The organism is Amycolatopsis nalaikhensis (assembly GCF_030264295.1).
GTDB classification, from domain to species: Bacteria; Actinomycetota; Actinomycetes; order Mycobacteriales; family Pseudonocardiaceae; genus Amycolatopsis; species Amycolatopsis nalaikhensis.
The window spans coordinates 9,275,916-9,289,704 of the sequence record NZ_CP127173.1 but is presented as its reverse complement, the minus strand read 5'-3'; the positions used below and the strand labels follow the sequence as shown (position 1 = coordinate 9,289,704).

At 73.6% G+C, this 13,789-nt stretch carries 15 protein-coding genes; 8 read left to right on the top strand and 7 right to left on the bottom strand.

Translation table 11 applies throughout. The features are described 5' to 3' along the window. Positions 1–8: 8 nt before the first annotated feature. On the bottom strand, positions 9–461 hold the full coding sequence (locus tag QP939_RS45090; protein WP_285452967.1) for a hypothetical protein: 453 nt from the start codon (positions 459–461) through the stop codon (positions 9–11). Positions 462–617: 156 nt separating this feature from the next. Here QP939_RS45090 and QP939_RS45085 point away from each other — a divergent pair, with 156 nt between their 5' ends. Next, a complete protein-coding gene (locus QP939_RS45085) occupies positions 618–2,150 on the top strand; it encodes an MFS transporter (RefSeq protein ID WP_285452966.1) in 1,533 nt (510 codons plus the stop codon). A gap of 219 nt (positions 2,151–2,369) precedes the next feature. Here the strand turns inward: QP939_RS45085 and QP939_RS45080 are convergent, their stop codons facing one another. Beyond that, entirely contained in the window at positions 2,370–2,705 is a 336-nt protein-coding gene (locus tag QP939_RS45080; RefSeq protein WP_285452965.1) for a cupin domain-containing protein, read from the bottom strand. Between the two features lie 71 nt (positions 2,706–2,776). On the opposite strand from QP939_RS45080, the gene QP939_RS45075 reads away from it, so the two are divergent. After that, on the top strand, positions 2,777–3,712 hold the full coding sequence (locus tag QP939_RS45075) for a GlxA family transcriptional regulator (protein ID WP_285452964.1): 936 nt from the start codon (positions 2,777–2,779) through the stop codon (positions 3,710–3,712). A 66-nt stretch (positions 3,713–3,778) separates the two neighbouring features. Then, positions 3,779–4,729: a zinc-binding dehydrogenase gene (locus tag QP939_RS45070; protein WP_285452963.1), complete on the top strand. Its 951-nt coding sequence runs from the start codon at positions 3,779–3,781 to the stop codon at positions 4,727–4,729. A gap of 86 nt (positions 4,730–4,815) precedes the next feature. On the opposite strand, the gene QP939_RS45065 is transcribed toward QP939_RS45070, so the two are convergent. Further along, positions 4,816–5,727: a LysR family transcriptional regulator gene (locus QP939_RS45065; protein WP_285452962.1), complete on the bottom strand. Its 912-nt coding sequence runs from the start codon at positions 5,725–5,727 to the stop codon at positions 4,816–4,818. 131 nt (positions 5,728–5,858) lie between these two features. On the opposite strand from QP939_RS45065, the gene QP939_RS45060 reads away from it, so the two are divergent. From QP939_RS45060 to QP939_RS45050, 3 genes are all read left to right on the top strand, one after another. Continuing rightward, on the top strand, positions 5,859–6,560 hold the full coding sequence (locus tag QP939_RS45060; RefSeq protein ID WP_285452961.1) for an SDR family NAD(P)-dependent oxidoreductase: 702 nt from the start codon (positions 5,859–5,861) through the stop codon (positions 6,558–6,560). Between the two features lie 29 nt (positions 6,561–6,589). Next, positions 6,590–6,949, top strand: coding sequence for a YybH family protein (locus QP939_RS45055; RefSeq protein WP_285452960.1), 360 nt, complete (start codon positions 6,590–6,592; stop codon positions 6,947–6,949). A 115-nt stretch (positions 6,950–7,064) separates the two neighbouring features. After that, a complete protein-coding gene (locus QP939_RS45050) occupies positions 7,065–9,074 on the top strand; it encodes a phosphocholine-specific phospholipase C (RefSeq protein ID WP_285452959.1) in 2,010 nt (669 codons plus the stop codon). A gap of 52 nt (positions 9,075–9,126) precedes the next feature. Here the strand turns inward: QP939_RS45050 and QP939_RS45045 are convergent, their stop codons facing one another. Further along, complete coding sequence (locus QP939_RS45045) at positions 9,127–10,302, bottom strand: sialidase family protein (protein WP_352249139.1); 1,176 nt, start codon at positions 10,300–10,302, stop codon at positions 9,127–9,129. Between the two features lie 105 nt (positions 10,303–10,407). After that, positions 10,408–11,409: a zinc-binding dehydrogenase gene (locus QP939_RS45040; RefSeq protein ID WP_285452958.1), complete on the bottom strand. Its 1,002-nt coding sequence runs from the start codon at positions 11,407–11,409 to the stop codon at positions 10,408–10,410. A 119-nt stretch (positions 11,410–11,528) separates the two neighbouring features. Here QP939_RS45040 and QP939_RS45035 point away from each other — a divergent pair, with 119 nt between their 5' ends. Beyond that, complete coding sequence (locus QP939_RS45035) at positions 11,529–12,305, top strand: helix-turn-helix transcriptional regulator (RefSeq protein WP_285452957.1); 777 nt, start codon at positions 11,529–11,531, stop codon at positions 12,303–12,305. Here QP939_RS45035 and QP939_RS45030 read toward each other — a convergent pair. Both QP939_RS45030 and QP939_RS45025 read right to left on the bottom strand, forming a co-directional pair. Further along, on the bottom strand, positions 12,276–12,755 hold the full coding sequence (locus QP939_RS45030; protein ID WP_285452956.1) for a helix-turn-helix domain-containing protein: 480 nt from the start codon (positions 12,753–12,755) through the stop codon (positions 12,276–12,278). The two genes, QP939_RS45035 and QP939_RS45030, sit on opposite strands and share 30 nt — an antisense overlap. 19 nt (positions 12,756–12,774) lie before the next feature. Next, positions 12,775–13,023, bottom strand: coding sequence for a hypothetical protein (locus QP939_RS45025; RefSeq protein WP_285452955.1), 249 nt, complete (start codon positions 13,021–13,023; stop codon positions 12,775–12,777). 111 nt (positions 13,024–13,134) lie between these two features. Between QP939_RS45025 and QP939_RS45020 the strand changes: the two genes are divergently transcribed. Beyond that, positions 13,135–13,779, top strand: a complete 645-nt coding sequence (locus QP939_RS45020) for a helix-turn-helix domain-containing protein (RefSeq protein ID WP_285452954.1) — start codon at positions 13,135–13,137, stop codon at positions 13,777–13,779. Positions 13,780–13,789 lie beyond the last annotated feature (10 nt).

Genomic DNA, 13,789 nt, shown 5'->3' with positions numbered 1-13,789 from the left:
CGGGCAGCCTACCGAGCCGACCCCGGACACGGCCCGAAGTACAGGCATTCGACGACCGCCCGCGCGTCGAGGTCGCGGGCCCGCGACTCCAGCGTGTCCAGCAACGCGGCGACCGGCGCCAGATCGACTCCGCCGTCCGCGGTCAACGGGAAGAACCGCTCGCGCGTGTCGTGCTCGGCGCAGCCGCTGCCGCGCAGGTTGCCCGCCGCCACGATCGTGAACACCTCTTCGCCCTCCTCGCCGAACGTGAAGTAGCCCTGCAGCGGGACCGGCGTCGTGTCCGAGACCTCGTTGATCCGCTCGCCGCCGAAGCTGGCCGGGTAGTGCCAGCCCGCGTTCGGGTCGTTCGCGAACCACGCCTCGCCGGGGTCGCTGTCGCCGTCGAGGTGCCAGCCGCGGGCGGTGAGGAACTCGTGCACGCTCCGCTGGCGGGTGAACCGCGGGTCGGTCGGCGTCGTCATCGGGGTCCCTTCGAACGCGGCGGTCTGGGCACGCTCAGTGTCGCGCCCGCCCGTTCGCCACGACCGGGTGACCCTCGGCCGGAACCGAGACGCGGACGCCCGGGCAGTCTCGAATCCCGTGGGTAGCGTCGGACCGACCGACGACGGAGGAGGGGTATGCGAGCGGGTTCGCGGCTCGCGGACGAGGTCGCGGTGCCGCCCGGCCGCCGCGCGTGGACGGTCGGCGTCATGTGCACGGCGGTCGGCCTGGTGATCGCCATGGTGACCATCGTGAACGCCGCCCTGCCCGCGCTGGCCTCCGGCACCGGCGCGACCCAGGCCGAGCAGACCTGGATCGTCGACGTCTACACGCTGGTGCTCGCCGCCCTCGTCCTGCCCGCCGGCGCGGTGGGGGACCGGCGCGGGCGCCGCGGGGTGCTGGTCGCCGGGCTGCTGGTGTTCGCCGCCGGGTGCGCCGCGCCCGTGTTCCTCGCGACGCCGTTCTGGCTGGTCGCGGCCCGTGCGGTCACCGGGCTCGGTGCGGCGATGATCATGCCCGCGACGCTGTCGATCATCAACGCGAGCTTCCCGCCCGAGCGGCGGGGACGGGCGATCGGGATCTGGGCGGCCGTCGCCGGGGTCGGCGGGCTCGGCGGGCTGGTGCTCGCGGGGGTGCTCCTGCGGCACTTCTCGTGGCATTCGGTGTTCCTCGGCCCGGCGGCGCTGTCGGTGGTCCTGGTGGCCGCGAGCCTGACGGTCCCGACGTCGCGCGACGGCCACCCGCGCCGGTTCGACCTGCCGGGCGCGGTGCTCGGCGCCGCCGCGATCGGGGCGGTCGTGTTCGGGATCCTGCGCGTCGCCGACCTCGGCTGGGGCCACGGCCTGGTGCTGGGCTCGATCGCGGGCGGCCTGGTGCTGGCCGCGCTGTTCGTGGTGCACGAGCTGCGGACCGAGGCGCCCCTGCTGGACGTGCGGTTGTTCGGCGACGCCGCCTTCGCGACCGGCTCGGTGTCGGTGACGGTCCAGTTCACCGCGGCGTTCGGCATGTTCTACGCGCTGGCGCAGTACCTGCAGCTGGTGCGGGGGTATTCGGCGCTGGACTCGGGGCTGGCGTTGTGGCCGGTCGCGGTTTCGCTGTTCCCGCTGTCGCTGGCGTCGGCGCCGCTGGTGCGCCGGTTCGGGCTGCGGGTGGTGACGTGCGCCGGGCTCGCGGTGGTCGTCGCGGGCATGGTGCTGATCGGCGCGCTCGACGCGGACAGCGGCTATCCGGAGCTGGCGGTGGCGGTGTGCGTGCTGGGCGCGGGGATCGGCGTGACGGCCCCGGCGGCGACGAGCGCGATCCTCGACAACGTCCCGCCATCCCAGTACGGCGTGGCATCGGCGGTCAACGACGCGACGCGCGAAATCGGTGCGGCACTGGGGATCGCGCTGGTGGGCAGCGTGCTTTCGGCGGCGTACACGGATTCCGTCGGCACGGCGACGGCGGCGCTCCCACCGGCGGCCCGCGAGGCGGCCGAGGGCTCGCTCGCGGGCGCGCTGGCGGTGGCGTCGACGGCGGGTCCGGCGGGCGGCTCGGTGGCGGTCGCGGCGCGGGACGCGTTCACGCGCGGGATGGGGATCAGCATGCTGGCGCTGGCGGTGTTCGTGACGGCGGGCATCCTGGCGGCGGCGGTTTTGGGCCGACGGCGGCGGGTTCAGCCCCGGGGGTAGCTGGTGGCCCCGGTCGGCGAGGCGGCTGAGGGATCGCGCGCGGGCGCGCTGGCGGCGGCCGCTCAGCCCCGAGGTAGCCGTTGGTCGCGGTCCGCGAGGTGATCGAGGGCGCGGGCGTGTTGGCGTGGCGTCGGCGGGCCGCCCAGCCCCGGTCGCCGCGGCCCGCGAGGCGGCCGCGGGTCGCTCGCGGGCGCGCTGGCCATGGCGGCGGCGGGCCGCTCAGCCCTGCGGATAGAAGAGGAACAGCGTGCAGCCCGTAGCCGACTGCGGCAGGTGCCAAGAGCCCGCCGGAGCGTGCAAGAACGTGCCCGCCGGGTAATCCCGCGCCCCGTCGTTGAACGTCCCGGCCACGACGTACACCTCCTCCGGCCCCGGCTCGTGGACGTCGCGGCGCGGCCACGTCGTGCCCGGGTCCATCTCCAGCACGTTGGCGTGCGCGCCGTCCGGTCCGGTCCACAGTGGACGCAGGCGGATGCCGGGGAACAGCTCGCGGACGCGGGATTCCGTGACGGAGACGGCGGTGTAGCCGTCCTGGGTGAGGATTTCCGGGTGCATGTCTCCCACCGTGCCGCGGGCGAGCCGCGCCGGACAGCGTCGGGAACGACACCATGGGGTACTTTCCTGCCATGCATCGCGTGGTGGCCCTCGTGCGGCCGGTGCAGTCGACCTTCGAGCTCGGCATCGCCGCCGAGGTCTTCGGCACACCCCGCGCCGGGGTGCCCCAGCACTACGTCTTCGACGTCTGCACGGAAACCCCGGGCCCGGTGCCTACGTCGGCCGGTTACGCGATGGCGGTGCCGCACGGACTCGACGCGCTCGCCACCGCGGACACCGTCCTCATCCCGGGCTGGGCGCCGCTCGAGGCGCCGCTGCCGGACGCCGTGCGCCGCGCGCTGCTGCGAGCGCACGCCCGGGGCGCGCGGCTCGTCACGATCTGTTCCGGCGTCTTCGCGCTGGCCCGCACCGGCCTGCTCGACGGCCGCTCGGCCACCACGCACTGGGCCCGCGCCGAGCAGCTGCGCCGCGAGTTCCCGCAGGTGCGCGTCGAGCCGGATGCGCTGTACGTCGACCACGGCGACGTCGCCACGAGCGCCGGGGCGGGTGCCGGGATCGACCTGTGCCTGCACCTCGTGCGCACGGACCACGGCGCCGCGCACGCCGCCCTCGTCGCGCGGCACATGGTGATGCCGCCCCACCGCGACGGCGGCCAAGCGCAGTACGCGCCACCGTCGTCGCCCGCCGACGCGCTCGACGGCCTCCTCGAGTGGGCCGGGGCCCGGCTGGGGACGCCGTTGTCGGTGGCGGAGCTGGCCGCGCGGCTGAACGTCTCGCCGCGCACGCTGGCGCGTCGGTTCGCCGAGCAGCTGGGCACGAGTCCCGGTGCCTGGTTGCTGGCGCGGCGGGTCGCCGAGGCGCGGACCCTGTTGGAGGAGACCGACTTGCCGGTGGAGGCGATCGCGGTCCGGGTCGGGCTCGCCAGCGCGGTGAACCTGCGACGTCGTTTCCGTGCCCTGGTGGGCACGACTCCCGGCGCCTACCGCCGCGCCTTCCGGCGGTACTGAGGCAGAACTCCGGCGGCCGCTCTCACTTCCGGTTCCGCCGCCCGGATCGCGCCTAGCGTCGCGGACGTGAAGACAGTGGTGATCAAGCGGTTCGGCGGTCCCGAAGGCCTGGCCGTCGCGGACCGGCCGGAGCCCGTGCCCGGCCCCGGGGAAATCTCCGTCGCCGTCGAGGCCATCGGGGTCGGCGGGGTGGACGTGCTCATCCGCAGCGGTGCGCTCGCCGCCTACGGGTTCGGCGAAGGCCACATCCCGGGCGGGGAGGTGGCGGGCACGGTGACCGCCGTCGGCGCCGGGGTCGATCCGGTGTGGAACGGCCGCCGCGTGTGGGCGTTCACCGGCACCGGGGGCGGTTACGTCGAACAGGCGGCCGTCGCGGTCGACGACGCCGTTCCGCTCCCGGACGGCCTCTCCGCCGTCGACGCCGTGACGCTCGGCAGCGCCGGGGTGGTGGCCCACTTCGGGCTGGCCCACGCGCGCTTCGCCCCCGGCGAGTCGGTGCTGGTGCGTGGCGCGGCGGGCAGCATCGGGATCACGGCGGTGCAGCTCGCGGCGCGCGGCGGGGCGGGCGCGGTGGCCGTCACGACGTCGTCGCCCGCGCGGGGCGAGCGGCTGCGGGAGCTGGGCGCGACGCACGTGCTGGACCGGTCCGGCACCGGCGGCGAGGGCTACGACGTGGTCTTCGATGTCGTCGCGGGCGCGGACCTGCCCGCCTTCCTCGGCAGGCTCAACCCGAACGGGCGCCTGGTGGTGGTCGGCGCGGTCGGTGGCCAGCCGCCGCCGGACTTCGGCACGGCGCTGATGACCGCGTTCCGGAAGTCGCTGACGTTCGCCACGTTCAGCGCGGACACCGTGCCCGCTTCCGAGCGCCGGGCCGTGCGGGCCGCGCAGTTCGAGGCCGCGGTGCGCGGGGAGCTGGTGACGGTGGTGCACGAGGTACTGCCGCTGGCGGAGGCGGTCGCCGCGCACCGGATGGTGGACGCCGGTGAGGTCTTCGGCCGGATCGTGCTGGTGCCGTAACGGGGTGCGGGCCGCGCGGTTCGGGACGGGTCCGCGGCGACCTCCCGACGTGCTGCCGCCGCCGAGGACTCCGGCCGGATCGCGCTCTAGCGTCGTGCGGTGTGCGGGTCGTCGGCGGGCAGCCACCCGGCCGGGTCAAGCACTCCCGGCCCGACCTCCCGGCTGAGCGCCTCCACCGCCGCCAGGACCGGCGCGCGGGTCTCGTCCTGCCGCGACACCAGCGACCACGTCCAGAACGGCGCCGGGTCCACCACCGGCCGCCGGGCGAGGTCCGCCGGGACCGGGGCCGTCTGGCCCTTCGGCGAGTTGAGGACCGGCCGCCGCAGCCGTCGCACGTGGTCGAAGAACGCCGGGCCCGTCACCCCGCCGTCCTCGGTGCGCACGACGGTCGCGCCCGTGTCGCGGGCGAACTCCTCCGCGAAAGCGTTCCAGGAAGCCCAGCTTTCCGTGTCGTCGTCGACCAGCACGACGACGTCCCGGGCGCGGACCGGGCCAGTGCCGGTGCCGATCGCGTGCAGGCGGTCCGCGCCGAGCAGCCGCCCGGCCAGCCCGTGCTCGGCCAGCTCGGCCGCGCGGGCCCAGCAGATCGCCAGGTCGAGGCTGCCGTCGGCGACGCGGCGCAGCTGGGCGTGCGACGGCAGCACCCACGTGTCGACGTGCAGGTGCGCCACCCCCGCCACCCGGTCCATCAGGTCGGCCGGATGCCAGTTGACGTAGCCCAGCCGGACCGGTTCCCGCGCGGCGATGCCCGCCGCGGTCCGGCGCAGCTCGTCCGCCTGCTCCAGCAGGGCCCGGACCCGGGGCAGCAGCGACTCGCCGCACTCGGTGAGCGTGACCGACCGGCGGTCGCGGTCGAACAGCCGGACGCCGAGGTCCCGCTCCAGCGCCTTGATCTGCTGGGACAGGGACGGCCCGGCGATGCGCAGGCGGTCGGCGGCCCGGCCGAAGTTGAGTTCTGTGGCGACGGCCACGAAGTACCGAAGCTGGCGTAGCTCCATTGTGGCAGCTTAATGCGGTGGGAGGACAGACCTCCCAGCTGGGAGCGAACCGGTCGTGGCGAAGCCGCCCCGGCCCGCCGCACAGTCGGCTCAGGACGAACGAACCATTCCCCCACAGGAGGTCCACAGTCATGAGCACGCAGAAGGTCGCGGTCGTCACCGGCGCCTCGCAGGGCATCGGCGCGGCACTGGTCGAGGCGTACCGCAAGCTCGGCTACCAGGTGGTCGCGAACTCGCGGTCCATCACCCCGGCCGGCGACGCCGGGATCCTGACCGTCGCCGGCGACATCGCCGACCCGGCGGTCGGCGCCCGCGTGATCGAGCGCGCCCTCGAGACGTTCGGCCGCGTCGACACGCTGGTCAACAACGCCGGCGTCTTCGTCGCCAAGCCGTTCACCGAGTACACCGCCGCCGACTTCGACCTGGTGACCGGCGTGAACCTGCGCGGCTTCTTCGAGGTCACGCAGCGGGCCATCGCGGCGATGGCCGACGGCGGGCACGTCGTCAGCATCACCACCAGCCTCACCGACCACGCGAACAGCGCCGTGCCGTCGGCCTTGGCGTCACTGACCAAGGGCGGCCTCAACTCGGTCACCAAGTCCCTCGCGATCGAGTATGCGACGCGCGGGGTCCGGGTGAACGCCGTGTCGCCCGGCATCATCCGCACCCCGATGCACCCGGCCGAAACCCACGACGCTCTCGCGAGCCTGCACCCGGTCGGGCGGCTGGGGGAGATCGGCGACATCGTCGACGCCGTCCTGTTCCTGGAGAACGCGCCGTTCGTGACCGGGGAGATCCTGCACGTCGACGGCGGCCAGAGCGCCGGCCACTGACTTCCCTGGCCGAGGAGAGGAAAACCACCATGACCACCGCACGGGACATCCTCACCGGCGTGCTCGACGGCTGGCGGTCGGCCGTCGGCGCGCACGACCCCGACCGCGTCGCCCGGCACTTCACCGAGGACGCGATCTTCCAGGGCCTGCACCCCTACAGCGTGGGCCGCGACGGCGTCGCGAAGTACTACGACGCCCAGCCGCTCGGCCTGACCGCCGACTACCGGGTGCTGGAGGCCCGCCGCCTCGCCGACGACCTGGTGCTCGGCTACGCGGGTGTCGAGTTCGGCTTCACCGACCGGCCGCCGCTCCCGGTCCACCTCGGCGTCCTGCTCCGCCGGACGGGCGACACCTGGCTGATCGCGCACTACCAGGTGTCGCGGCTCTGACCGGACGCCAGGCGTTCACGAGGGTTTCTCCTGGAGTTGGCTCCGGGCCGGGCCTAGGTTCTCGGTGTACCGAAGATACTGGCCCGGCTCTCCACCACGAACCCCCGGAGTCCTCATGACCGACGTGAACCGTCGACGGTTCCTGCAGCTGGCCGGCGGCACCGCCGCCCTCTCGGCCCTGTCCACCAGCATCGCCCGCGCGGCGGAAATCCCCGCCCACCACCGCACCGGGACGGTGCGCGACGTCGAGCACGTCGTGGTGCTGATGCAGGAGAACCGCTCGTTCGACCACTACTTCGGCACGCTGCGCGGGGTGCGCGGCTTCGGCGACCCGCGGCCGGCGACCCTGGCCAACGGCAAGGTGGTCTGGGCGCAGTCGGACGGCAAGCGGGACATCCTGCCCTTCCGGCCCGAAGCGGACAACCTGGGCCTGCAGTTCATCCAGGACCTCCCGCACGGCTGGAACGACACGCACGCGGCGTGGAACGGCGGCAAGTACGACAACTGGGTGCCCGCCAAGGGCTCGACCACGATGGCGTACCTGACCCGCGAAGACATCCCGTTCCACTACGCGCTCGCCGACGCGTTCACCGTGTGCGACGCCTACCACTGCTCGTTCATGGGCTCGACCGACCCGAACCGCTACTACATGTGGACCGGCTACACCGGCAACGACGGCGTCGGCGGCGGCCCGGTCCTCGGCAACGACGAAAAGGGCTACTCCTGGACGACCTACCCCGAGCGGCTCGAGCGGGCCGGGGTGTCGTGGAAGATCTACCAGGACATCGGCGACGGCCTCGACGCCGCCGGCGGCTGGGGCTGGATCGAAGACGCCTACCGCGGCAACTACGGCGACAACTCCCTGCTGTACTTCAACTCCTACCGCAACGCCAAGCCCGGCGACGCGCTGTACGAGAAGGCCCGCACCGGCACGAACGCGAAGGCGGGCGAGGGCTACTTCGACCGCCTCCGCGCCGACGTCAAGGCGAACCGGCTGCCGCAGGTGTCGTGGATCGCGGCGCCGGAGGCGTTCTGCGAGCACCCGAACTGGCCGGTGAACTACGGCGCCTGGTACATCGCGCAGGTGCTCGACGCGCTGACGGCGAACCCGGAGGTCTGGAGCAAGACCGCGGTGTTCATCACCTACGACGAGAACGACGGCTTCTTCGACCACGTGATCCCGCCCTACGCCACCGCCGGGCAGTCCACTGTGGACACCACGGGCGAGATCTACACCGGGTCGGCGCAGCAGCCCGGCCCGTACGGGCTCGGCCAGCGCGTGCCGATGCTGGTGGTCTCGCCGTGGAGCAAGGGCGGCTGGGTGTGCTCGGAGACGTTCGACCACACGTCGATCATCCGGTTCATCGAGGGGCGGTTCGGGGTCGAGGAGCCGAACATCTCGGCGTGGCGGCGGTCGGTGTGCGGCGACCTGACCTCGGCGTTCGACTTCGCGCGGACCGACACGAAGGTGCCCGCCCTGCCGGAGACCGCCGGTTACTTCCCGCCGGACCGCGAGCGGCACCCGGACTACGTGCCGAAGGTCCCGGCCCAGGCCGTGCTGCCCAAGCAGGAGCGCGGGCTGCGGCCGGCCCGGGCGCTGCCGTACGACCTGGCGGCCGACGCGGTCGTGTTCGGCGGCGACCTCAAGGTGACGTTCGCCAACCACGGCCGCGCGGGGGCGTCGTTCTACGTCGTCACGCCGTCGGGTGCGCCGCGGACGTACACGGCGGGGGCGGGCCGCTCGCTCACCGCGGCGCTGCCGGCGTCGGGCGGCTACGACTACACCGCCCACGGGCCGAACGGTTTCCTGCGGCAGTTCCGGGGGAGTGCCGCCGGACCCGAGGTGAGCGTGCGCCGCGAAGGCGATGACCTCGCCTTGGTGCTGACGAACCCCGGCACGGCCGCGGTGAAGCTGACGGTGACCGACGCGTACGGGCACCACACGACGACCCGGCGGCTGCGGCCCGGCGCGCGGGTGGTCGAGACCGTGCCGACCCGGCGCAGCAACAACTGGTACGACGTCACGATCACCGCCGACCACGACCCGAAGTTCCTGCGGCGGCTGGCCGGCCACGTCGAGACGGGCCGCCCGAGCACGAGCGACCCGGCGATCCTCACGGACTGAGCGCGAGCCGCGGCGTCGACCTCCGGGACGGCGCCGCGGCTGCGTCTTCGCATCAGCCCAGCTGGCCCAGCGGGAGCCGCTGGAACACGATGCGCTCGTAGGGACCGGCAGTCCCCGTCTCGTACAGGACCCCGACCGTGCCGGGGCCCGGCTGGACGAGGTCGGAGTAGGCCGCCGGGCCGGTGGTCAGCGTCCGGCCGGGCTGCCAGGTGTGCCCCCGGTCGGTGCTGAGCCGCAGCCGCATGACCGTTCGCGTGGCGGGGTCGGCGGGGCCGGAGAACACCAGCAGGCCCGGGATCGTCGTCTGCAGCACGCTGCCCTCGACCTTCGGCCCGGACAGCGTCGGCTGCACCTGGTACGGCCGCACGAGCGTCCGGCCGCCGTCGGTGCTGTAGCCGTCGACGCGGTGTTCGGCCGCGGAACCCTGGTTGCGGCTGGAGAAGTAGAGCGTGCCGTCGGGCAGCTCGGTCGCCGTCGTCTCGTTCGCGGCGACGACCCCGTCGGTGCGGTCGCCGGTGAAGCCGATGTGCCAGGTGCGGCCGTCGTCGTCGCTGTAGAGGTCGTGGCCGCCGTAGTACTTCGCCTCGGTGCCGACGTCGGCCGAGCCGGGCGGCGGCGCGCTGGAGTGGTTGGCGGGCACGACGATCCGGCCCGCGTGCGGCCCGTGCCGCAGCAGGGTCGCGTGCCCGGGGCCGGTGGCGTACCAGCGCCAGTCCGGCAGTTTCGTCTCCGCGGTGATGTCGCGCGCGGCGCTCCACGTGCGGCCGTCGTCGTCGCTGCGCCGGACGAACACGCGCCGGGTGTCCTGTGCGGACGCTTGCCCGGACATGATCTGCTTCTCCGAGACGAGTCCGTTGTGGACGGTCAGGAGCACGAGGTCGCCGTCGCGCGCGAGCACCGGCGTGGGGTTGCCCGCGGTGGCGTCGCCGTTGTCGTCGACCACCGACAGCGGGCTCCACGTGCAGCCGCCGTCGCGCGAGGTGCGGGACACGGTCTGGATCGCGCCCGAGTCACCCGCAGAGTCGCGCCGGCCTTCGGCGAACGCGACCAGCGCGCCGTCCCCGGCGCGGACCACGGCCGGGATGCGGAAGGTGTCGTAGCCCTCGGTGCCGGAGGTGAAGGGCACCGAGGACGTGCACCCGGTCGCGGCCGAAGCCGCGGGGACAAAGGGTAACCACGCGGCCGCCGCCGCGAGCAGAATCGTGCCGAACCTGCGGATCGGTGCCACCGGTACCGCCTCCTCGCCGAGGGGACATGGGATGTCTGACGTCCTATGTCCGGACAACCTAAGGACCGGCACGCGGTTCGTCAAGGAGCTGTCGGCGCCTCGTGCTCACGGCACGAGCGCGACGAAGCCGAGGCCCGTCGTGCGTTCCGCCAGGTCGAGGGCGGCCGCCGGGTCGTCGAGCCCGGCCGTCAGCAGCTCGATCGCGGACAGATCGAGGAGCCCGGCGCGGACGAGGTTCCACACCGTGCGCACCGTGTCCGCGTCGCTCATCCAGGAGCCGCGGAGGGTGATCCGGCGGTGCATCAGGTCGCCGTACGGGATGGGGAGGTCCTGGCGCACGCCGCCGACGAGCACGAGGGTGCCGCGCGGGCGCAGGCTGTCGTAGGCGGCCATGGTCGCGTCCGCGGTCGGGGTGGCGCCGAGCGCGTCGAGGGCGACGTCCACCGGGCCGATGCCTGCCGCGTCCGCCGCCCGGTCGCCGGTCAGCCGGTGGACACGCACGCGGGGGCTCAGCTTCGCGAGGCGGTCGAGCGCCTCTTCGTTGCGCCCCACCGCGGTCACGGTCGCGGCGCCTTCCGCCAGGGCGACCAGCACCGCCGCGCCGCCCAGCTGACCGGTCGCCCCGAGCACCGCGACGTCACGGCCGGTGAGCGAGCCCGCCGCGTGCAGGCCCGCGGCGGCGATGCAGAGCCACGGCAGGAACGCCAGGCGAGCGAGGTCCGGGTGGTGTTCCGCACCGGGCAGCTTGATCATCGTCTCTTTGGGACAGAGGGCCTTCTCCGCGAAGACACCGTCGCGCCACACCGCGCGCATCCGGTCGGTGCGGGCGCTGCCGTCACCGGAACCGCCCAGGCCGACCCAGCCGACGAGGATCTCGTCGCCTTCGCCCGCGTCGAGCAGGGCCGTGTCGAGGACGATGTCGCCCGGGGCGACGTGGAAGACGTCGGGAGCCACGTCGAGCACGCGCCCGACGCACGAGGGCCCCAGCGTCAGGGGGACGGGCAAGCCGCCGCGGTTTCCCTTCACCACCGCTTTCGTGTACGCCGGGAGGTGGGCGGCGAGCACCTCCACGAGCACGCCACCGCCGCGGAGGGCAGGCTCCGGCACGTCGGAGAGGCGAACGTCGTCGTCTTGTGCAGCAACAGTCCAAGCACGCATGAGATCAGCCTCGCGCGGCGTTAAGCTGGTATCCAGAATCCGGTTATTCTGGTACTGGAGGTTCCAGGGTGAGTGTCGAGCTGGGCACGTTCCTGCGCAGCCGCCGAGAGCGGCTCACGCCGGCCGACGCGGGCCTGCCGGTCACCGGACGGCGTCGGACGCCCGGGTTGCGCCGCGAGGAGCTGGCGCTGCTGGCGGGCATCAGCGCCACTTGGCTGACTTACCTCGAGCAGGGCCGCGCCGTCCGTCCGTCCGATCAGGTGCTCGACGCGCTGGCCCGGGCGTTGAGGTTGTCCGGCGCCGAGCGGGAGCACTTGCGCCGCCTCGCCGGTGGGGCCGAGACGCCGGATTCGGACGTCCCCGAGGAGGTGGCGCCCGAGGTCGCGGGCGTCCCGGCCCTGCTGGGCGACAACCCCGCGTACGTGACCGGCATCTGTTACGACGTCCTCGCGCACAACGCCGCGGCCGAGGAGCTGTTCCAGGGCATGGCGCCGGGCGGCAACGTCGTGCGCTGGATGTTCACCGAGCCCGCCGCGCGCGAGGTCCTGGTGGACTGGGAGCGCGAGGCCCGCACGATCCTGGCCCGCCTGCGCGCGATCGCGGGCCGCAACCCGGAGCACCCCCGCGTGACGCGGCTCGTGGCCGAGTTGACCGAGGCGAGTTCCGAGGTGCGCGCGTGGTGGCCGCGGTACGAGATCCGGTTCAGCCAGGCGGGCCACAAACGCCTCCGCCACCCGCGGCTGGGGGTGGTCACCGTGCCGCACGCTTCGTTTCATGTGGCCGAGCGGCCGGAGCAGACCTTGGTGGTCTACGACCTACGCGCGGCCGTCGACGGCGGCGCGTAGGAAGCTGTCGCGCTCCGCCGACCCCGGCCGCAGTCCCAAGGCGTCGGCCAGCTGCCGCACCGTGTCCACCACGAGGCCGAGGGCGTCCCCGCTCTCGAGCCGCCGGACGGTGCGCACGGACACCTCCGCGCGATCCGCCAACCGTTCCTGCGTCAGGGACTTCTGTTTGCGTACCTGGCGGAGCAGTTCGCCGAACTCGCCGACCGGCTCGATGACCGCGTCCGCCTCCGGGAAGCCCGCCGTCCTCAGGAAGGTCTCGCGGTCGGCCGGACCCAGATCCAGCGCGTGGGCCAGCCGCTGCACTGTCTGGAACTGAGGCCGGGAATGGTCGCCTGCCTCCAGCCGGCGGACGGTGCGGACCGACACGTCGGCGTCCCGGGCCAATTCCTCCTGTCCCAGGGACTTCCGCTTTCGCGCCTGCCGGAGAAACACCCCGAATTCGCTGGTCACCGCCGTGCTCCCGACTCGGTCACCAGGCCAGGGAACCGGCAAAGCGTGGCAGGTTGACCGCTTTTTTTTGGAGGAGCGCGCGCTTCGAGCCCTTCCGGGGCTTCAGCTCCGCGCACCACGCGGTGCCGGTGAGCGTCAGCACCATGATCCCCAGCCAGACGAAGTGCGCCGTCGACGGCTGCCCGGTGTACGCCGCGAGCGCACCGAACGTCGGACCCGCGGCAGCCAGCAGCCCCATCACGGGCGCGGGCGGTCGGCGAGGCGTCACCCGTCCAGTGTGGCAGCTCGGCGCCGGTCCGTGCCACAACGGCGTCGGGCGGGCGGTGCCGTGGCATCATGGCCCTGGCCCGATCGGCAAGCCGAACGAAGGACCGGGCGAATGTACGCTTTACCGAACGGCAGGACGAACGTGGCAGAAGACGGCGGGCCGTCGATCCGCGACATGCTCGCGGTGAACCTGCGCGAGGCGCGCTCCGCCAGGGGCCTGTCGCTGTCGGAGCTGTCCCGGCGCTCCGGGATCGGCAAGGCGACCCTCTCGCAGCTCGAGGCCGGCACCGGCAACCCGACCATCGAAACCGTCTTCAGCCTGTCGCGGGTCCTCGAAGTCGCCATCTCCGACCTGCTGGACCACCGGCCTCGCGGCGGGCTGACCGTCGTGCGCGCCGCCGAGGTCGAGGTGCTTCGCGGCGAGGGCGTCGACCTGCGGCCGCTGCGGCGGATCGAGGCCGACGACAGCGTCTTCGAGGTCTACGACCAGGTCGTCCGCGGGGACGCCCCGCAACGCTCGCAAGGCCACGTCGGCGTCGAGCACACCGTCGTGCAGGCCGGTGAACTGCACGTCGAGGTCGCCGGGCACACCGTCGACCTCGGGCCCGGTGACTACGTCGCCTTCGACGCCCGCGAGCCCCACAGCTACACCGCCCTCGCCGCCCCCGTGCACTCCGTGCTGCTCCTGCAGTACCGCGCCGGGGAACGGCTCGACGGGCGGCCGCACCCGTTGACACCTCCGGCTCAGGAGACCTAACCTCCGATCG

Excerpts from the sequence above, each read along its gene's own strand:
- QP939_RS45090 (WP_285452967.1), bottom strand. The coding sequence starts at position 461 with ATGACGACGCCGACCGACCCGCGGTTCACCCGCCAGCGGAGCGTGCAC.
- QP939_RS45085 (WP_285452966.1), top strand. The coding sequence starts at position 618 with ATGCGAGCGGGTTCGCGGCTCGCGGACGAGGTCGCGGTGCCGCCCGGC.
- QP939_RS45080 (WP_285452965.1), bottom strand. The coding sequence starts at position 2,705 with ATGCACCCGGAAATCCTCACCCAGGACGGCTACACCGCCGTCTCCGTC.
- QP939_RS45075 (WP_285452964.1), top strand. The coding sequence starts at position 2,777 with ATGCATCGCGTGGTGGCCCTCGTGCGGCCGGTGCAGTCGACCTTCGAG.
- QP939_RS45065 (WP_285452962.1), bottom strand. The coding sequence starts at position 5,727 with ATGGAGCTACGCCAGCTTCGGTACTTCGTGGCCGTCGCCACAGAACTC.
- QP939_RS45060 (WP_285452961.1), top strand. The coding sequence starts at position 5,859 with ATGAGCACGCAGAAGGTCGCGGTCGTCACCGGCGCCTCGCAGGGCATC.
- QP939_RS45055 (WP_285452960.1), top strand. The coding sequence starts at position 6,590 with ATGACCACCGCACGGGACATCCTCACCGGCGTGCTCGACGGCTGGCGG.
- QP939_RS45050 (WP_285452959.1), top strand. The coding sequence starts at position 7,065 with ATGACCGACGTGAACCGTCGACGGTTCCTGCAGCTGGCCGGCGGCACC.
- QP939_RS45020 (WP_285452954.1), top strand. The coding sequence starts at position 13,135 with ATGTACGCTTTACCGAACGGCAGGACGAACGTGGCAGAAGACGGCGGG.